The following is an 18,579-nucleotide window of genomic DNA, read 5'->3' as shown; positions in this document are numbered from 1 at the left end:
GCGTCGCGCGGTCGTTGTCAGACCCCCCTGTCACACTCGCACCCATGACCGACCGGTGGGTGCTCGCGACGGCCGAGGACGGGGGTGTGGAGGTCGCCCCGCTCGGGGACGACGGGCTGCTCGCGGGGGCGGTGACCTGGGAGCCCGATCTCGCGGAGGCGGTCCGGCGGCGGGGGCCCCGGGTGGGGCGGTGGGTGTGGCGCGCCACCGGGGAGGTGTATCCGCGACTGCTCGCCACGGGGGTGCGAGTGGAGCGGTGCTACGACATCGAGGACGCCGAGACCCTGCTGCTCGGGCACGAGGGCCGGCTCGGTGAGCCCCGCTCCGCTGCCGCCGCCCTCGCCCGTCTCCGCCACGCGCCCGTGCCACCGGACCCGCCCGCGCGTTCGGCCGACACCGGCGCCCAGCCGTCCCTGTTCGAGCCCCGCCCCGTCCACGTCCCCCTCGCCGACCTCGTCGAGGTGTACGCGGACCAGCAGCGACGGCACGACGCCACCGCCCACCCCGACCGGATGCGGCTGCTGACCGCCGCCGAGTCGGCCGGGATGCTCGTCGCCGCCGAGATGAACCGGGCGGGGCTGCCGTGGCGGGCCGACGTCCATCGTGACGTGCTGCACGAGATGCTCGGCGAGCGGTACGCGGGCGGGGGCGAGCCGCGTCGCCTCGCCGAACTCGCCGAGGAGGTGTCGCACGCGTTCGGGCGGCGGGTGCGGCCCGATCTGCCCGCCGATGTCGTCAAGGCCTTCGCACAGGCCGGTATCCGGATCCGGTCCACCCGGCGCTGGGAGATCGAGAGCCTCGACCATCCGGCGGTGAAGCCCCTCCTGGAGTACAAACGGCTGTACCGCATCTGGGTCGCCCACGGGTGGTCCTGGCTCCAGGACTGGGTCCGGGACGGCCGCTTCCGCCCCGAGTTCCTCGCGCACGGCACGGTCACCGGGCGGTGGGTCACCAACGGCGGGGGCGCCCTGCAGATCCCCAAGGTGATCCGCCGTGCCTGCGTCGCCGACCCGGGCTGGCGGCTCGTCGTCGCCGACGCCGACCAGATGGAGCCCCGGGTGCTGGCCGCCATCTCCCGTGACCCCGGGCTGATGGAGGTCGCGGGCCGCCCGACCGATCTCTACCAGGCCGTCTCCGACCGTGCCTTCTCCGGGAACCGCGAGCACGCCAAACTCGCCGTGCTCGGGGCGATGTACGGGCAGACGTCCGGGGACGGGCTCAAGAACCTCGCCGCGCTGCGCCGCCGGTTCCCACGCGCCGTGCGATACGTCGACGACGCGGCCCGCGCGGGCGAGGAGGGCCGGCTCGTACGGACCTGGCTCGGGCGTACGTGCCCACCGGCGGCCGGCGCCTCCGACGCGGCTGGCGACGAGGCGGGCCTTCCCCAGGACGACGGCGCCCCGGACACCCGGGAGCGTGGGCAGGGCGACGAGTGGGTGCCCGGGTACGCCTCCACCAACTCCCGGGCCCGGGGCCGTTTTGCCCGTAACTTCGTCGTGCAGGGCAGCGCCGCCGACTGGACCCTGCTCCTCCTCGCGGCCCTCCGCCGCGCCCTCGACGGCATGGCGGCCGAGCTGGTCTTCTTCCAGCACGACGAGGTGATCGTGCACTGTCCGGAGCGGGAGGCGGAGACCGTGGTGGCGGCGATCCGCGAGGCGTCGGAGCTGTCGGGGCGGCTGGCGTTCGGGGAGACGCCGGTGCGGTTTCCGTTCACTACGGCGGTGGTCGAGTGTTATGCGGATGCGAAGTGAGAGGCCGGGGGGCGCCTTCTGGGGAACGGGGGGCGCGTTCCAGGGTGGGAAGGTCTGTCGGCCGGCGGCTGCGGGATCGTCGTGGCTGGTCGCGCCCACGCGGCGGTAGCCGCAGATTCCATGCCGCCCCGCGCCCCTAGGAGGCGGCTGCGCCGCCATCCGGCGCGCGGCTCTTCAGTAGTTCTCTCAGGTCGGTCGCCACCGTCGAGTCCGTGTCGTCCAGGATTTCCTGGGCCTGCTCCCACTCGTGGTACGCCTCCTCCTCGTGGCCGTCGGCGCGGAGCAGCAGCCCCCGCTGGTGCCGGGCCAGACCGACGGCGTACTGGTCGGCGCGGCGTTCGGCGAGGTCGAGGAGGATGTCGCACTCCTGGGCCGCGCGGTCCGGGCGGCCGAGTTCGCGCAGGGCCCGCACCAGGCCGAGCCGGGACTTGGACTCGCCCTGCCAGTCCTCGTCGTCGCCGAGGATGCGCAGGCTCTGCTCGAAGTTGCGTACGGCGGCGGCCGGTTCGCCGAGGCGGAGGTGTGCGTAACCGATGTTGCAGTGCGCGGTGTGCCGTACGACCAGGCTGTCGGCGATCTCGCCCAGCGCCAGGCTCCGTTCGTGGTGGGCGATGGCGGCACGCGCGTCGGTGTGTTTGTACAGGTTGCCGAGGTGGCTGAAGGTCACCGCCTCGCCGTAGGGGTCGCCGAGCTGCCGGGAGAGTTCCAGGCTCTGCCGGAGCGTCTCCTCGCTCTCCTCGTACCGGCCGAGGCTCTCCAGCACGAGTCCGCGGTTGTTCAGGCAGCGCCGTACGCACGAGACCACTCCGAGGCGGCGCCACAGTTTCAGGCCCTCGTCGTTGAGGGCGAGCGCCTCCGAGGCACGGCCGGACATGAAGTGCAGGCCCGCGCGGTCGGTGAGGGCGAACGCCTCGGCCTCGTCGTCCCCGAGGGACCTCGCCACGTTCAGCGCGTGCCGTCCCAGCACGTCCAACTCGGCGAGCCGGCCCCCTCGGTGCAGATAGGGGAAGAGGTGGCGGACCAGGGTGGGGACGAGTGCCGCCGCCGAACCGGTGTCCGTCGCGCCGCCGTCGCCGTGGTCGCGGGCGCAGCGTTCCACCAGGGCGACGATGGCCGGGAGTTCGCGGTCACCCCAGGCGAAGGCCTCCTCGGCGGAGGTGAAGGGCGGTTCCGTGGGCGGTCTCGCACCGGCGGGCTCCGTACCGGGAGGTTCCGCGACCGTGGCCGGCGCGGTCCTCGTACGGAGGCGTTCGTCGCGCTCGTAGCCCGGTGGCAGCAGCACCAGCAGGCTCTGCCGGGCGCGTCCGGCGTACCAGCGCAGGGCCTGCTCCACGGCCGCGGCGGTCTCGGTGGCGGTGGTCGAGTCGGCGAGTTCGCGGGCGAAGTGCCGTACGAGGTCGTGGGGGACGTACCGGCCGTACGTCGTCTCCTCCAGGAGGGCCACGTCGACGAGGCGGTCGAGCGCGGCCTCCGCGCGGAACTCGTCGGTGCCGGTGAGGCGGGCGAGGAGGGGCGCGCCGTAGGCGGGCAGGTCGAGGGCGCCGATGTGGCGCAGGGCGTGGGCGGCGTCGCGGTCGGCCTCGCGGTCGGAGGCGCGCAGGGCCTCGTGGGCGACGGCGAGGGAGCGGCGGACGCTCAGGTCGTCGTACTCGAGGTGCTGCAACCGCCCTTCCGTGGCGGCCAGTTGACCGGCGAGCGCGTCCGGGGTGAGGGCGCGCCGCGCGGCGAGGCGGGCCGCGACGACGCGGAGGGCGAGCGGGAGGCGGCCGGTGAGCTCGACGAGGGGGTGCGCGGCGTCCAGGCCCGCGGCGCGGCCCGAGGCGGCCCGCAGCAGGGCCGCGCTCTCGTCGTCCGACAGCGGGGCGAGCGGGAAGCGGTGGGCGCCGTCCAGCGCGGTGAGGGGCGAGCGGCTCGTCACGATGACCGCGCAGCCGGGGCCCGCCGGGAGCAGGGGGCGTACCTGGGCGGCGGTCGCGGCGTCGTCCAGGACCATCAGGGTGCGGGTGGGGGCGAGGGTCGAGCGGAGCAACGCGGCGGCCGCGTCCGGGTGTTCGGGGATACGGCGGGGGGCGGTGCCGAGGTCCCGCAGGAGGGCGGCGAGGGCCTGGGCGGGGGTGAGGGGGGTCATGCCCGGGGTGGCGCCGTGGAGGTTGATGTACAGCTGGCCGTCGGGGAAGTGGTCGGCGAGGTCGTGGGCGAGGTGGAGGGCGAGGGCGCTCTTGCCTACGCCGGCCATCCCGCTGATGACGGCCGTGGCGGTCCCCTTCTGAAGCGGCGGGCGCCTCTGAGTTCGGGGGGCACTGTGGAGGGGCGAGTGCGGGTCGTTCGTGGCTTGTCGCGCAGTTCCCCGCGCCCCTGAAGGGGCGCCGATGCTCGGGTCGAGTACCTGGCGCAGCTCCGCCAGCGCATCCCCCCTGCCCGTGAAATGTGCTGGTGGGGGCGGGAGTTGGGCCGGGCGGGGTGGAGGATCGGCGTCGACGTCGACGGTTTCGGGGGACGGCCCCTGGGTGTGTGCGGCGGGTTCCCGCAGGATCTCCGCGTGGGCCTCGCGTACGGCCGGGCCCGGCTCCACGCCGAGTTCGTCGAGGAGGCGGGCGCGGAGGTCGCGGTGGACGGCGAGGGCCTCGGCCTGCCTGCCCGTGCGGTGCAGGACGAGCATGAGGAGCCGGTGGAAGGCCTCGCGCAGCGGGTGTTCGGCGACGAGGGCGGCGAGTTCGGGTGCGAGGGCGCCGAGGGCGTGCGCCCCGGCGGCCCCCTCGGCCCGCTCGGCCCCCGCGTCCCCCCGGCCGGCCGCGAGGTGGAGTTCGGCGTCGTAGCGTCGCTCCAGGAGCAACAGCCGTGCCTCCTCCAGGCGTTGGACGAAGGCACGGGCGCGGAACTCCTCGATCGGCAGACCGCCGAGCGGTGTCCCCCGCCAGAGGGCGAGCGCGGCGGTGGACTCGCGGACGGTCCGGCTCCAGTCGCGCTCCGCGTGGGCGGTGCGGGCGGCGCGGGCGTGGTTCTCGAAGACGCGGACGTCCAGCTCGCCCTCGTCGACCCTCAGCAGATAGCCGGGCGGGACCGCGCGCAACCGTTCGGGGTCGTCCAACAGCCTGCGCAGCCGGGTCACATGGTTCTGCAGGGAGGCCTGCGCGGACGGGGGTGGCGCCGCGTCCCACAGCACGTCCTTCAGGGTGTCGACGGAGACGACCCGCCCGGGTTCGAGCAGCAGCGCGACGAACAGGGCACGCATCTTGCCGCTGCCGACGGACCGTACGCGGTCAGCCGCGTCCCCGGCCCCGTACAGAACCGGCGGACCGAGCAGTCCGAACCGCAGCCCGTCCCGCATAGAACCCGTCCGTTGCCTTTCGCACCGTCGTTCCGGGCCCACCCCGCGGCGACCTGCCGCCGCCTCCCGTACGGCCCCCCGTGGAACCGTTGGGCTCATGTTAGCGATCCGTTGGCGGAACCTGATGTGATCACTTCATCGGATCCGGCGACGACGGCGCACGCGTGAGACGCGTAGCTCGGGGGAGTGCCGCCGCCGCTGCCGGATCCGAGAACGTGGAAAGCGCTGTGCCCCGGTCGGTGGAGGTGAACGACCGGGGCACTCGTGCGTGCGGGCCCCGCCGTGGGGCGGGCCGACAGGATCCGGGGACGGCCCCGCAGGGTCGGCGTGCGGTGTTACAGGATCGGGGGGCGGCCCAGGCGCGTCAGGCGCCAGACCGTTCGCCAGCTCATCGGCCGGCGTTCGCCGCCCGACTCGCGCCAGCCCTCCACGAAGCCGCTGAACCAGGCCTTCAGGCCGCCCGCCGAGCGCATCCGCAGCAGGGTGATGAGGACCCACACGCCCAGGTGGACGGGGATGAGGGGGAGCGGGAGGCGGCGGCGGGCGAGCCAGACGCGGTTGCGGGCGTTGACGCGGTAGTAGATGGCGTGCCGGGCCGGTGACGTCTTCGGGTGCTGGAGGAGCAGCTCGGGGGCGTACAGCACGGTCCAGCCGGCGTCGAGCGCCCGCCACGCCAGGTCGGTCTCCTCGTGCGCGAAGAAGAACTCGGCGGCCCAGTCGCCCGTCTCGCCGAGCATGGCCATGGAGAGGGCGTGCCCGCCGCCGAGGAACCCGGTGACCGGGCCGCCGCGCATCGGGTCCTTCGCGCCGACCCTCGGCACGTGCCGCCGCTGGGTCTCGCCGTGCTCGTCGGCGATCCGGAACCCGACGATGCCGAGGCGGGGGTCGGCGGCGTACAAGTCCCGTACGCGGCGCAGCACATCGGCGTCGACGAGCAGCCCGTCGTCGTCCAGTTCGACGACGACGTCGACGTCGCCGAAGGCGCGGAGCCGCTCCAGGGCGACGTTCCGGCCGCCGGGGCAGCCGAGGTTCTCGTCCACCTCGATGAGGGTGACCTCGCCGGGCAGGCCGAGCCGTTCGGCGAACTCGGGGAGGGGGCAGCCGTTGCCGACGATCACGATCCGTTCGGGCGCGATGTCCTGCTTGGCCACGGAGGCGAGCAGCGCGTCCACCTCCGCGGGCCGATTGCCCATCGTCACCACGGCGACAGCGACCCGAGGCCCGGCCTCCACCACGACACCAACCCCATTCCGTCCACGGACCGCCGACGACGACCGGCGGGGCGACGACGACCGGCACGGCCGCCGACGGCGACCCGGCGCGGCCCGACGACCGTCGACCCGCTTCCCGTCCTCCACCGACTGTTTACGGCCGGGATGCTAGTCGTTCACGACGGAGACTACGCATCGACTCCTCCTCTTCGCCGTTCAGGCCCTCCACCGTCCCCCGCGCCGACCCCGCCACCACACCGACTCGGGCCGTGCCTCGCACACTTGATTACGGATCAGGTCTCGCTTCCGCTCCGGTCGTTTTCGGCCGTTCCGCCCTGCTCGGTCCTGCTCGGTCCTGCCCGGTCCTGCTCGGCCCCGCTCGATCCTGCTCGACTCCGCCCGGTTCCTTTCGGCGTCACGACGCCTTTGGCCTTCTTCGGGGCGGACGGCCTGGATCTACGCTTCCGGCATGGTGGAGCGGAGATGGCGGAGAGAGCTGCGCGGGTCGCAGGCGGGTCGCGTGCCGGTCATGACTCCGGAGGAGGCGGCCCGGTGGAACGCCGTCAATCGGTACGTCAAGCCGCGCGCCGACCGGCGGAGCATCGGCCGGTACGGGGAGCTCCTCAGCGGCCGGTTCCTGCGGTTCGAGGGGGCCACCCGGAGGCGGTTCCTGCACCCTCTGCTCGCCGATGCCTCGTCGATCACGGACGCCGACCTGGAGGCCCTGCTCTTCGAGGGCTGGCGGCCCCGCCTCACCGCCGCGTGGCTGATCGGCGTATCCCGGCGGACCTCCTTCCGGGCCCGTCTCGGTGAACTGCTGCTGGCCAGCGAGACGGTGTACGCGGGCCTGGGCTACTGCTTCGCGCCGGCCCGGTTCGGCACCCAGGAGGACGCGGAACTCCTCGCCGCCTACCTGGATCGCTATCTGCCCCGCACCGACCTCCGCTACGACCAACCCGTGGCCATGGGGGCCCTCCTGTACGTCGACAGCCGTCTGGGCACGGCCCACGCGGCGCCCTTCACCGCGCCCGGCAGCCTCTACCAGCGCTGGGTGGAGGTCGTCGTCCACGAGTCGGACGGCCCCGCGTACGCCCCCGACCAGCAGCTCGCCGCCATGACCCGCCTCTGCGACTTCGCCGACGGCTGGACCACGCCCGGCTGAGGGGAGGGCTGGATCACGCCCGCCGGGGGTGACGGCGGCGGACGGCTCCGGCGGGGAGGCGCGGGCGGGCGCGGGGCGGGGCGCGGGTCTGGTGGGGGCGTTGTTCAGGGGCTAGGGTCCGCCCATGATTCCTGGGGGAGCGCCGGCTGCCGACGCGACGGTCGTGCGGTACGGCCTGCGGCGGTTTCTCTGGAGCCTGTTGTTCGTGCCGGTGACGCTGGTCGCGGGTGGGGTCGGCGTGGTTCAGGGGGTGTACGGCCACGACAGGGACGGCCTGTTCGCCGTCTGGGGCCCCGTGGTGTTCATCCTGATGGCGCTGGTGTTCGCCGTTCCGGTCGTCTCCACCTGGCGGGCCCGCCGCTGGGTGATGGCCTTCGACGCGACGGGCTTCTGGTGGATCCGGGGCAAGGAGATCGCCCTGATCCCCTGGGACGCGCTCGCCGGAGTGGGCATCTACTGGACGTCCGAGCTCTTCACCGTCGAACTGTGTCCCCGGGGCGAGATCGACCGCGACGACCCGCTGCTGTGGCAGTTCGTCCGTGACACGGAACCGCTCCGGCCCGGACTTCCCCGTCTGCGTTACCGCATCCGCCTCCCCAACGGCTACAAGCCCTACGAGCAGGCGCTGCGCCGGTGGGCGCCCGAGCTGTGGTTCGGCGTCGTGGCACAACCGTCGGCGTACGCGGGGCTGCCCGACCGGGCGGGACACCGGCAGCGCACGGCGAGGCGGGAAGAGGGCTGACCGTCGGCGTCACGCGTGCTCTTCCGCCGTGAGAACGAGCGGAAACTCCGGGGCCCGCAGCAGGAGTTGACGCTCCGGACCCCGGTGTGGACGGCGGTGTCAGGCCCGCAGCGGGTTGGAGCGGACCGCCGCCATCAGGTACCAGGCCGTGGCACCCGTGTGCCGGTACGGGTAGTAGCCGAAGCCGAAGCCCGTGTCGAGGGGGCTGCTGGCCGAGACGACGCCGGAGCGGTCGGGGAGGGCGCGGCCGCCGACGGTCTGGGCGGTGCCGAGGAGGTCCTGGGCGCGTTCGAGGGAGGCGAGGAGGCGCCGGGCGCGCTTCTCGTCGCCGCGCGCGCCCCGGTCGCGCAGGGCGAGCGCGAGGTGGGCGGTGCCCTCGAACCAGACCCCGTTGCGGTTGGGCCTGGGCTGGAACTCGGCGATGGGCGCGTCCTCGTTCGCGAGGAGACTGGCCGAGCTGAACGTCACGCCCTCGTACGACTGCCCAGCGGGGACCGTGCTGTTGCGGCGCTCGGCGTGGTCCTCGACGGCGAGTTCCCGCGCCGCCCAGTCGAGGGAGCGCGCGTACCGGTCGGAGTCGAGGGCGAGGTGGGTCCAGGTCTGGGTGTCCTCGGGAATCGGGGACTTGTTGACGGTGACGCCGTCGTTGGTGCCGGTGTAGAAGAAGCCGCCGGACGCGCCCCGGCCCGGCTCCCACATGCCCTTCACGAAGGCCTCGGCCCGGGCGCGCCGCTGCCACCACACCCGGTCGCCGGTGAGCCGGGCGAGCCGTCCGAACAGACAGATCAGGTCGGTGTTGTGCTCGGTCGAGGTGAACGGCAGCTTCTCGTTCGCCCCGTTCACGCCGAACTTGTAGCCGCCGAGGGGCTCGTCGGTACGGCCGGTCCGCTCGATCCACTCCCCGATCCGCACGGCGGCGGCCAGGAACCGCCGGGCCCCGGTCCGCCGGGCCAGCGCGCTCAGCGCGATCCCCGCCCAGGCCATGTCCCCCACGGCCGTCCCGGTGAAGCCGAACTGGGTGCCGACGTTGGCCGTGTCGTCCGCCCGGACGAACCCGTCCGGTTGCGGTACGCCGTCGTAGTAGACGTACGGCCCGACGTTGTACGCCTGGCGCAGTCGGCCGTCGTCGTACGCCGGGTCGTGCTCCTGGGCGTAGATCAGCGCGTCCCCGAGCGCCACCGCTCTGGCCCGGCCGTCCTCGGTGCGCACGGCGAGGTGGGCGAGGATCGCGAGGGCGTTGTCGTAGGTGAAGGCCGTGCTGAACAGGCCCGCCTGGTCGGTGTAGCTCTGGGTCAGCCGGACGTCGCCGTGGTCGGGGTAGGCGTCCATGGCTGCGGCGAGGAAGGCGTGACCACGGCGCGGGGCCGAGGCGCCGGACGCCGCCGGTGCGGCGTGGGCCGCGCCCGCGCCAGCGCCGACGACGGCGAGCGCCGCCGCCGCGCCGAGTCCGGTGCCGAGGAGCCTGCGGCGGCTGAAGGGGTGGGCTCGGCCACCTTCGCCGATGCCGGTGCTGCCGGTCATGGGTCTCCTTTGGAGGTACGAGGTTGGGTGCGGGGTGAGGTTCGGTGCGGGCTGAGGTTCGATGCGAGGAAGGCAGGCTGCGTACCGCGCCCTGAGAGCGCTCTCAAGCGGATGGGGGCTCATTCTGCTGGTGTGCGCGACCAGGGTCAACGCCCGTGCGGGGCACGCGATTTCCCGTCCGCCCGGCCGCGGAAGCACCGGCGTCCCGCGCACCTTGTGGGTGCGCGGGACGCCCCGCGGGATCCGGCCCGGTACGCGGACTCCGCCACGCGCACCCCGGCCCCCGGATCCCGGGAACCGTGAGGTCGGTCCTCCACGACACCGACCTCACGGTCGTTCAGCGGCTTCGCCGGCCGTACGACGGGTGCCGGACACCACTGTTCGATCCGGGCGGACAGGGCGGGGACAGGCGACGGACAGGCGAGAGCCAGGCAGGGTAAGAGTGCGTACAACATTGGGTACGCGCCCCGCCCCACCCCGGGAAAAGTCCGCCCTGTCCGCCTTGTTCTCCTTCGCGCGCCGTCGCCGCCTACTCCGTGCGGAGCGCCCTGGCCGTGCCCGTTCCCGCCGCCCATCCCGCCGGAAGCAGCGCGCCCGCCACCGCGATGACCAGCCCGCCCAGCGCGAGGCAGGCGAGGACGGGCGCGTCGTACACGGCGAGGACGGTGTCCGGCAGGGTCATGCCGACGGCGTCGCCCATGAACGGCGTGACGACCCCGTGCAGGACGATCCCGGCGGGGACCGCGACCAGCCCCGCGAGCAGGCCGACCCCGGCGACGGAGACGACGACCATGGCGACGGTCTGGCGGGGTGTCATCCCGAGCGCCTTGAGCACTCCGAGGTCGCGGACCCGTTCGCGGGTGTCGAGGACGACCGTGTGGAGAACGCCGAGCCCGGCGACCACGACGAGCATGAGTGTGAGCATCCCGATCAGCGCGTCCATGGCCACGATCACACTGGAGGAGTTGCCGCCGTCGGCGTGGGCGAACGCGGCGAGATCCGCGCCGTCGAGTGCGCGGTTCAGCGTGTCCATGTACTGCGCCGGATCGGTTCCCGACGCCGTCCGCACATGGAACCGGCCCGGCAACGCCTCTTCCCCGAGCCCGAGTTCGGTGAGGGTGGCGGTCGAGGTGAGGAGGGTCATGCCCCCGTCCTGGGTGAAGAAGGCCTCGCCGACGATCCGTACGGTGGCCCGTCGGCCCTTCTCGTCGAGCGTCACCGTGTCCCCGACCCCGATCCCGGCGGCCGTCAGGAAGCGCCCGGTCACGACCGCCTGGCCGGGCCCGTCGAGCCAGTGCCCCGAGACCATCTCGGGCGCGCCCCACGCCGAGTCGCCGTCGTAGGCGACCACGGTCGTCGCCCCGGTGACCCCGGAGACGGCGACCTGGGCCTGGGCAGTGCCGTAGAAGCGTCGGGTGCCCTCCTGGGCGCGGAGCACGGTGGCGACGGCCGCCGGATCGGCCCTCTCCCGCTCGCCGCCCGGGCTCCCCGCCCCTTCCGCCGGCACGACCTCGGCGCCGGGCGGCCCCTGACCGCCGCCCGCCTCCACGACGACCGAGCCGGCCGAGTCGAGTATGCGACCCTCCTGGACCTTGCCCAGCGTCAGCGCGAGGCCGACCGCGAAGGTGACGGACAGGGCGCCGAAGACGACCGCCGCGGCCACCGTCGCCGACCGGGCGGGCCGGGCGAAGGGGTGCGCCAGGCCGAGCCGGATCGCGGGCGGCAGCAGCGACAGCGGTCGGGCTCCGAAGGGCCGTGCCCGTCGTGTGCGTTCGGGTCCAGCGCGTCCGGCACGGGCCGCCCCTCTGCGCTCGCGCCCAGCGCGTCCGGCACGGGCCGTCCGCCTGCGCTCCGGCCCACCGCGCCCAGCCCCTCCAGCCCCTCCCCCGACCGCGATCGCCTCCACCGTCCGCAGGCGTCCGGCGCGCAGTGCGGGGATCACGGCGGCGACCGCCACCAGCAGCAGCGCGGCGCCGGGCACCACCACGTCCACCCAGACCGGGAGCCCTCCGGCCGGGGCGCCGAACGCCTCCCCCACCTCGTTCAGCACCGGCAGGGCCAGCACATTGCCGAGCACCACCCCGAGGACACAGCCGACCGCCGCCGGGACCAAGGCCTGGGCCACATACGCCCGTACCACCTGCGCGGGCGTGAACCCGAGCGCCTTGAGCACACCGATCCGCCGGGTGGCCGCCCCCACGGCCCCGCCGACCACGATCCCGATCACCAGCACCGACAGACACAGCCCGAGCACCCCGAACGCCGCCAGGAACGGCACGAACGCCATCGCGTTCGCCGTCTCGTCCTGCCGCACGGTCAGATACGACCGTGCCCCGCTCATCGCCCCCTCCGGCACCTCCGCGACGATCGCGGCGCGGGCGGCGGCCAGGTCGGCCTCGGTCGTGGCCTGCCGGAAGCGGTAGAGCATCTCGTACGCGGCCGAACCGCCCCCGGTGGCCGACGTGTTGCCGCTCTCGGCCGCGCCTCCGGCGCCTCCCGTGCCACGCGCCGCCCCCGCCAGTGCCTCGGCCTGGGCGGGCGTCACCCAGGCCTCGCCCGTGCCCGTCACCGAGCGGGCGACGCCGGTCACGGTCAGCGTGGGCCCGCCCGGCGCCTCGGGGACCGCCAGTCGGTCGCCCGGCCGGAAGGGCCCGGCGTCGGCGGCCACGACGATCTCGCCCGGCCGGGTGGCCCACTCGCCCTCGACCAGGTCGATCACGTCGACGGGTCCGCCCGCGTCCTTCCGGCCGACGACGGTGATCGGCGGCAGGTCGACCCCGGCCGGCAGGAAGTCGGACCCCGTGACGGTGCGGGGCCGTACGGAGACGATCGGGAAGGGCCCGGCCGCTGCGGTCACGCCGGGCGCGTCGGCGGTCGCCGCGAGCCGCGCCGCCGTCACCTTGGTCCCGTCGAACTGCCCCGTCAGATGCGCGCCGCGCTGCTCCGCGAAGGCCCGGTCGAAGGGCGCCCGTGCGGCGACGAGCAGCCCGACCGCGAGGACGGACGCCGTCACGGCCATCAGCGTCGTCAGCACCATGACGACCGTCCGCACCCGCCGACGCCCGACACCGGCCCGCACCACCCGCCCGAGCGCACTCACCGGTCCACCGCCGCGATGCCCGAGCCGCCGACGTTCTGGCTGCCGGCGACATTCTGGCTGCCGCCGAAGCTCTGGCTGCCGCCGAAGTTCTCACTGCCGTCGGGGGCGTTGCGCGGGTCCTCCCGCCCATAGGGGTGGGGGTCGGCCCGCCGGTCGGCGTGCGGCGCGTCGCGCACGATCCGGCCGTCGACGAGTTCGACCGTCCGGTGCGCGCAGGCCCGGGCGAGGCGAGGGTCGTGGGTGACGAGGACGATCGTCTGGCCGTCCGCGTTGAGGTCGGTGAGGAGCGCGCGGACGTCGTCGCCGGAGGCGGAGTCGAGCGCGCCCGTGGGTTCGTCGGCCAGCAGAAGGGCCGGTCGGTTCATCAACGCGCGGGCCACGGCGACCCGTTGCCGTTCGCCCCCGGACAACCGGCCGGGGTACGCGTGGGTGTGCCGGTCGATACGGAGGTACTCCAGCAGGCCCGCCGCCCGTCGACGCGCCTCGGCCCTGCCCAGGCCGGCCAACTGGGCGGGCAGCAGCACGTTGTCGACGACGGTCAGGTCGTCCAGCAGATTGAAGAACTGGAAGACCATGCCGACCTTGGCCCGCCGGTACCGCGCCGACCCGGCCTCGCCCAGCCGGTCCACCCGTACGCCGTCGACCGTGACGCTCCCCGAACTCGGCCGGTCCAGCCCCGCGATCAGGTTGAGCAACGTCGACTTGCCGCTCCCCGACGGGCCGATGACGCTCACCGCCTCCCCGGCCCGCACGCGCAGCGAGACCCCGTCGAGCGCGGGCGGCCCCTCACCGCCGTATGCCCTGCGCACGTCACGGATGTCGATGACGGGCGTGCCGGGGGCGCCGGCGATGGTGGGCGGTGGCGATGGCGGGGTCGGGGGCATGGTCACGGGGCCTCCTCGGGAGGGTGGTCGGTGTGTGGCCCCGACGCTAGGGACGGCCCCGCGCCCGGTCGTCCCCCACGACGGCGAACCCCTCTGCCGTATCGGACGGACCCCGCGCGCACGTCATCCCCGAGATGTACGCGGACGATGTACCGTCCGTCCCCACCACGACGGATGTGATGCCCGCGCCCGCTTGCCACACTGATCGCATGGGCGGTGGGGAGACGGGACAAGACGGGCCGGGGGCGCGAGCGGGACGAGTGCGGCGGTGGTGGGACGGTCTGCCCTCCCTCCTCCGTGCCACGCCCCCGCCACCCCGCCCCTCCCGCTGGGCCTGGGTCGCCGACGCGTGCCTCGCCTTCTTCCTCTCCGCCTGCACGGTGGTGGCCACGACGGCACAGGACGTGGGCGCGGGCCCTAGGCTGCCGGGCAGGGTGCTGACGCCGGGGCCGGGGACGGGGGCGTCGGCAGGGCCGGTGCCGCCCGAGGCCCCGCCCCTGCCGACGCCTCCGTACCTGACGCAGGATCTGGGCGCGCCTCACGCCTGGCAGTTGCTTCTCGCCGCCCTGACCGCGCTGCCGCTGCTGGTCCGGCGCCGCTATCCGCTGACCGCGTTCTGGGCGGTGATCGTCACGACGATGGTCTTCAACCAGCGGTCGGGTGCGGCCGAAGCGACGGGGTACACGTTCCTGACCTGTGTGGTCGCCGCGCACAGTGCGGCCGTCCACAGCCCGTACCGGCTGCGCGCGCTCGGCAGTCTGGTGGCGGGCGCCGCCCTGGTCGCGGTGTTCGCCGAGGAGAACTTCCCGTACGTCACGCCGGGTGTGATCCCGTTCCTCGTCCTGCTCGGGGTGGGGCTCGGCGCCAACGCGATCCACACCTGGAAACAGCGGGTGCACGCGCTGCAGGAACAGCAGGAGGCGGCTACGCGTCTGGCGGTCGAGCACGAACGGGCCCGTATCGCACGGGAGTTGCACGACGTCGTCACCCACAATGTGAGCGTGATGGTGATCCAGGCCGGCGCGGCCCGCAAGGTGATGGACATCGCCCCCGACCGTGCCCGCGAGGCCCTGCTCGCCGTCGAGTCGGGCGGCCGTACGGCGATGACCGAACTACGCCATGTGATGGGCCTGTTGACGATGTCGGACGAGGACCGTCCGCCTACGACAGCAGAGAGGGCCCGGACCGACGCGCGGAGCATCCCGAGCGACTCGGACTCCGGCAGGGGAACGGGCGGGGGCATGGGCTGGGGCTCCGGCACGGGCGCGGGCTCCGGTTCGGGCAAAGGCTCCGCTTTCGGGGCTGGATCCGCCTCCGGGGCTGGATCCGGCTCCGGCCTCGCCCGGGGCCCCGGCGGCTCTGGATCCGGCTCCTGGAAAGGGCCCGCCGACGACACCGAGTTGGCTCCGCAGCCGGGCATCGGGCAGCTTCCGGCGCTCGCTTCGCGCGTCCGTGCCTCCGGGGTCCCCGTGGAGCTGATCGTCACCGGCTCTCCGGTCCCGTTGCCGCCGGGTGCCGACCTGGCCGCATACCGCGTCGTCCAGGAGGCCCTGACGAACACGGTCAAGCACGCCGCGGGCGCCCGGGTGCGGATCACCGTCGACCACTCGCCCACCGCCCTCCGCCTGGAGGTCACGGACACCGGCGGCACCCCCACCCCCGCGGCCGCCTCCGGCACCGGCCGCGGCCACCTGGGCCTGCGGGAACGCCTCGCCGTCCACGGCGGCACCCTCGACACGGGCCCCCGCCCGACCGGCGGTTACCGCGTCCGGGCGGTCATCCCGCTCACTCCGCCCGGCGGGCCGGAGGAAGAGGCACCCCGGAGCACCCCACCCGCGGTCACCCCGGCCGCGGTCACCCGACCCGCCGGCATCCGACCCCCCGAGGAGCGCCCGTGACGGCCGGGTACCCCCCTGCCACGTCCCCGGCGGAGCCCGACCCGCCCCGCGTGGTGATCGCCGACGACCAGGCCCTGGTCCGCACCGGCTTCGGCATGATCCTCTCCGCCGACGGGATCGACGTGGTCGCCGAGGCGGCCGACGGGGAGCAGGCCGTCGAGGCGGTCCACCGCACCCGCCCCGACCTCGTCCTGATGGACATCCGCATGCCCGGCACGGACGGCCTGGAGGCAACCCGTCGCATCCTCTCCGGCACGGTCCCCGACCCGCCCCGCGTCCTGATGCTCACCACCTTCGACCTGGACCGTTACGTCTACGCCGCCCTCACCGCCGGCGCCAGCGGCTTCCTCCTCAAGGACGTCACGCCCGAACACCTGGTCGCCGCCGTCCGCCTGGCCCGCACCGGCGACGCGCTGCTCTCCCCCGCCATCACCCGCCGCCTGATCGAACGCTTCGTCACCCCGACCCCCGAGACCCCCGCCCTCCACCGCGACCTCACCCCCCTCACCCCCCGCGAACTCCAGGTCCTCCAGTCCCTCGCCACCGGCCTCAGCAACACCGAACTGGCCGCCCACTTCCGCCTCAGCGAGGCCACCGTCAAGACCCATGTCGCCCGCATCCTCGCCAAACTCCGCCTCCGCGACCGGGCCCAGGCCGTGGTGGTGGCGTACGAGACGGGCCTGATCGTGCCGGGCGCGGCACCCGGGACGCCGCCCGCCGAGGAGTAGCCCCGAACCCCGCCTCCTCCTCCCCGACTACCACTCCACCGAGACGTGTCCCGACAGCGCCCGGAGGAAGTCGGCCGCGTCGAACGCCGCCCCGGCGGAGCGCACCCCGGCGCCCTTCACCCGCCCGTCGATCACCCGCCGGACCGCCTCCACCGCGAGCGGCGCACTGACGGCGTAGATGTCCTGCCCGCGCGCCGTGACCCGCCGTTCCACGCCCCCGGAGCGGACGACGACGTCGACGACGAAGGTCTGCCCGGACCGGCCGTGCTCGTCGACGGCGGCCGGCGCGGGCGTGTCCGGCGCGGCGAGTTCGCTCGCGGCCTCGACCGTCATGTACGTGCGCACCTCGGGGACGGCCAGATGGCTCGGCACGGTGACGATGTCGGCCATGCTGAACTCCCCGATCACGGCCCGGGTCCCCATCGGCTCGGGGAAGTCCCACTTCGTGGCCGGCGCCGTGTCGTCCCGGTACTCCAACCGCCCGCCGGCGTACCGGACTCGGCGCCCGCTCCTGCGCCGCCGCGAGACCGCGCCCGCGTCCCGGGTCCCCGCCGTGGGGTGCCAGCCGCTCAGCCCGTACGCGATGTGCGCCTCGTCCGCCGCCGCCCAGCCGGCCGCGTCGGTCGCGGCGGTGACCAGCAGGTCGCCGAGTCCGCCGAAGAAGGCCATGGCGGGTACCACGACGACCCCCGCCGCCCGCGCCCTCTCCCCGAACTCCGCGAACGTGTCGAGGTTGGCCTCGATCTCGGCCGCCACGTCCACATAGGGGATCCCGGCGCGCAACGCCGCCTCGATCACCGGCGCGGCCGTCTCGGCGAAGGGCCCGGCGCAGTTCACCACGGCGTCCGCCCCGGCGAACGCGCGGTCCAGCGAGGCCGGTTCGTCGACGGAGGCGACCCGCACCGACCACTCCGGCCCCGGCCCCGGCCCTGGCTCTGCCCCTGCCCCAGGCCCTGGCGCGGGCCGCCCTTCCGCGAGCGCCCGCAACTTCTCCTCGTTCCGCCCCACCAGCAGCGGCACGAAACCCCGCGCCCGCAACTCCGCCACCACGAACCGCCCGGTGTGCCCGGTCGCCCCGAACACCGCGACCGTACGCCCTGCCCCCATCAGCACTCCCCACCTCACCGACGCCACCGTCGCCCAACGCGACCGTCGCCGTCGACAGGGCGTCGATCGCCCCGTCTCGTGACCATCCTGTCGAGCGCGGCCGCCCACCACGAGTGTCCGGAACGACGAGACCCGTACACTTTCCGACATGCCCGCACCGGACCGGAACACCATCGCGCTGGCCGTCACCGACGGCATGCTGCACTTCGAACTGGCCCTGGCCCACGAGGTGTTCGGCTCCGACCTCTCGCACCTGGTGGCCCCCTGGTACGAGTTCGCCCTCTGCGGTCCGGGCCCCGTCTCCGTGGGCCGCTTCCGCCTGGAGCCCGACCACGGCCTGGACCGACTCCCGCACGCCGGCACGGTGATCGTCCCCGGCTGGTCCGACGTGGACGTGGCCCCGCCCGCCGCCCTGGTCGACGCGGTGCGCGCGGCGCACGAGGCGGGCGCGCGGATCGCCTCGCTGTGCACCGGCGCGTTCGTTCTGGCCGCCGCGGGCCTGCTGGACGGTCTCCGGGCGACCACGCACTGGGCGCACACGGACATCCTGGCCGCCCGTTTCCCCGAGGTGGAGGTCGACCCGGACGTCCTCTACGTCGACAACGGCAGCGTGCTCACCTCGGCGGGCAAGGCCGCCGCGATGGACCTCTGTCTGCACCTGGTCCGCCTCGACCACGGCTCGGCGGCCGCCAACGCGGTGGCCCGCCGACTGGTCGTACCCCCACACCGCTCGGGCGGCCAGGCCCAGTTCGTCCCGGCGCCGGTTCCCACCCGGAGCGACCACCCGTTGACCGACCTGTTCCCCTGGGCCCTGGCGCGCCTCGACCGGCCCCTGAGCGTCGAGGACCTGGCCCGCCGCGCGAGCATGAGTTCCCGCACGCTGACCCGGCACTTCCACGCGGCCACCGGCACCACCCCCCTCCAGTGGCTCCTCACCCAGCGCATCCGCCGCGCCCAGGAACTCCTGGAGACCACCTCCGACAGCGTCGACGTCATCGCCGCCACCACAGGCATGGGGACCGCCGCCACCCTGCGCCGCCACTTCAACCGCACGCTCGGCGTCCCCCCGGACGCCTACCGCCGCACGTTCCACGCCTCCCAGCCCGACCGCCCCCACTGACGGCGTACGGCACGCCGCCTCCCGCTC

The 18,579-nt window shown here is 74.4% G+C and carries 12 protein-coding genes; 6 read left to right on the top strand and 6 right to left on the bottom strand.

All coding sequences use genetic code 11. From position 1 onward, the window contains the following. The first annotated feature begins 44 nt into the window (after positions 1-44). The gene (locus L3078_RS26460; protein ID WP_239756421.1) at positions 45-1,751 is read left to right on the top strand and encodes a bifunctional 3'-5' exonuclease/DNA polymerase; all 1,707 of its coding nucleotides are present in this window, start codon (positions 45-47) and stop codon (positions 1,749-1,751) included. A 136-nt stretch (positions 1,752-1,887) separates the two neighbouring features. Here L3078_RS26460 and L3078_RS26455 read toward each other — a convergent pair whose 3' ends face one another. Both L3078_RS26455 and L3078_RS26450 read right to left on the bottom strand, forming a co-directional pair. Beyond that, a complete protein-coding gene (locus L3078_RS26455; protein ID WP_239756420.1) occupies positions 1,888-5,079 on the bottom strand; it encodes an AfsR/SARP family transcriptional regulator in 3,192 nt (1,063 codons plus the stop codon). A 335-nt stretch (positions 5,080-5,414) separates the two neighbouring features. Then, a complete protein-coding gene (locus L3078_RS26450; RefSeq protein WP_275593171.1) occupies positions 5,415-6,314 on the bottom strand; it encodes a glycosyltransferase family 2 protein in 900 nt (299 codons plus the stop codon). A 445-nt stretch (positions 6,315-6,759) separates the two neighbouring features. Here L3078_RS26450 and L3078_RS26445 point away from each other — a divergent pair, with 445 nt between their 5' ends. Then, positions 6,760-7,452 (top strand): DUF6000 family protein, encoded by a 693-nt coding sequence (locus tag L3078_RS26445; RefSeq protein ID WP_239756418.1) that lies wholly within the window; start codon positions 6,760-6,762, stop codon positions 7,450-7,452. A gap of 124 nt (positions 7,453-7,576) precedes the next feature. Beyond that, positions 7,577-8,194, top strand: a complete 618-nt coding sequence (locus L3078_RS26440) for a hypothetical protein (RefSeq protein ID WP_239756417.1) — start codon at positions 7,577-7,579, stop codon at positions 8,192-8,194. Between the two features lie 99 nt (positions 8,195-8,293). On the opposite strand, the gene L3078_RS26435 is transcribed toward L3078_RS26440, so the two are convergent. From L3078_RS26435 to L3078_RS26425, 3 genes are all read right to left on the bottom strand, one after another. Then, positions 8,294-9,715 (bottom strand): YyaL domain-containing protein, encoded by a 1,422-nt coding sequence (locus L3078_RS26435; protein WP_239756416.1) that lies wholly within the window; start codon positions 9,713-9,715, stop codon positions 8,294-8,296. Between the two features lie 529 nt (positions 9,716-10,244). Continuing rightward, the gene (locus L3078_RS26430; protein ID WP_239756415.1) at positions 10,245-12,815 is read right to left on the bottom strand and encodes an ABC transporter permease; all 2,571 of its coding nucleotides are present in this window, start codon (positions 12,813-12,815) and stop codon (positions 10,245-10,247) included. Further along, positions 12,812-13,699 (bottom strand): ABC transporter ATP-binding protein, encoded by an 888-nt coding sequence (locus tag L3078_RS26425; protein WP_239760477.1) that lies wholly within the window; start codon positions 13,697-13,699, stop codon positions 12,812-12,814. The genes L3078_RS26430 and L3078_RS26425 overlap by 4 nt, the downstream gene beginning before the upstream one ends. Positions 13,700-13,908: 209 nt before the next feature. On the opposite strand from L3078_RS26425, the gene L3078_RS26420 reads away from it, so the two are divergent. Further along, positions 13,909-15,597 (top strand): sensor histidine kinase, encoded by a 1,689-nt coding sequence (locus tag L3078_RS26420; RefSeq protein ID WP_239756414.1) that lies wholly within the window; start codon positions 13,909-13,911, stop codon positions 15,595-15,597. Then, on the top strand, positions 15,594-16,325 hold the full coding sequence (locus L3078_RS26415; protein ID WP_239756413.1) for a response regulator: 732 nt from the start codon (positions 15,594-15,596) through the stop codon (positions 16,323-16,325). Before L3078_RS26420 ends, L3078_RS26415 begins: the two co-directional genes overlap by 4 nt. A 27-nt stretch (positions 16,326-16,352) precedes the next feature. Here the strand turns inward: L3078_RS26415 and L3078_RS26410 are convergent, their stop codons facing one another. Continuing rightward, a complete protein-coding gene (locus L3078_RS26410) occupies positions 16,353-17,432 on the bottom strand; it encodes a saccharopine dehydrogenase NADP-binding domain-containing protein (protein WP_239756412.1) in 1,080 nt (359 codons plus the stop codon). 148 nt (positions 17,433-17,580) lie between these two features. Between L3078_RS26410 and L3078_RS26405 the strand changes: the two genes are divergently transcribed. Next, positions 17,581-18,552: a helix-turn-helix domain-containing protein gene (locus L3078_RS26405; protein ID WP_239756411.1), complete on the top strand. Its 972-nt coding sequence runs from the start codon at positions 17,581-17,583 to the stop codon at positions 18,550-18,552. The last annotated feature ends 27 nt before the right edge of the window (positions 18,553-18,579 follow it).

It is taken from the genome of Streptomyces deccanensis, from assembly GCF_022385335.1.
In the GTDB taxonomy this organism is placed as follows: domain Bacteria; phylum Actinomycetota; class Actinomycetes; order Streptomycetales; family Streptomycetaceae; genus Streptomyces; species Streptomyces deccanensis.
The sequence above is the reverse complement of the archived record's forward strand: the minus strand, read 5'-3'. Positions and strand labels throughout refer to the sequence as shown.

What these genes read in the sequence shown, in the direction of transcription:
- L3078_RS26460 (WP_239756421.1), top strand. Translation starts at nt 45, where the DNA reads ATGACCGACCGGTGGGTGCTCGCGACGGCCGAGGACGGGGGTGTGGAG.
- L3078_RS26445 (WP_239756418.1), top strand. Translation starts at nt 6,760, where the DNA reads ATGGTGGAGCGGAGATGGCGGAGAGAGCTGCGCGGGTCGCAGGCGGGT.
- L3078_RS26425 (WP_239760477.1), bottom strand. Translation starts at nt 13,699, where the DNA reads ATGCCCCCGACCCCGCCATCGCCACCGCCCACCATCGCCGGCGCCCCC.
- L3078_RS26435 (WP_239756416.1), bottom strand. Translation starts at nt 9,715, where the DNA reads ATGACCGGCAGCACCGGCATCGGCGAAGGTGGCCGAGCCCACCCCTTC.
- L3078_RS26405 (WP_239756411.1), top strand. Translation starts at nt 17,581, where the DNA reads ATGCCCGCACCGGACCGGAACACCATCGCGCTGGCCGTCACCGACGGC.
- L3078_RS26455 (WP_239756420.1), bottom strand. Translation starts at nt 5,079, where the DNA reads ATGCGGGACGGGCTGCGGTTCGGACTGCTCGGTCCGCCGGTTCTGTAC.
- L3078_RS26420 (WP_239756414.1), top strand. Translation starts at nt 13,909, where the DNA reads ATGGGCGGTGGGGAGACGGGACAAGACGGGCCGGGGGCGCGAGCGGGA.
- L3078_RS26440 (WP_239756417.1), top strand. Translation starts at nt 7,577, where the DNA reads ATGATTCCTGGGGGAGCGCCGGCTGCCGACGCGACGGTCGTGCGGTAC.
- L3078_RS26410 (WP_239756412.1), bottom strand. Translation starts at nt 17,432, where the DNA reads ATGGGGGCAGGGCGTACGGTCGCGGTGTTCGGGGCGACCGGGCACACC.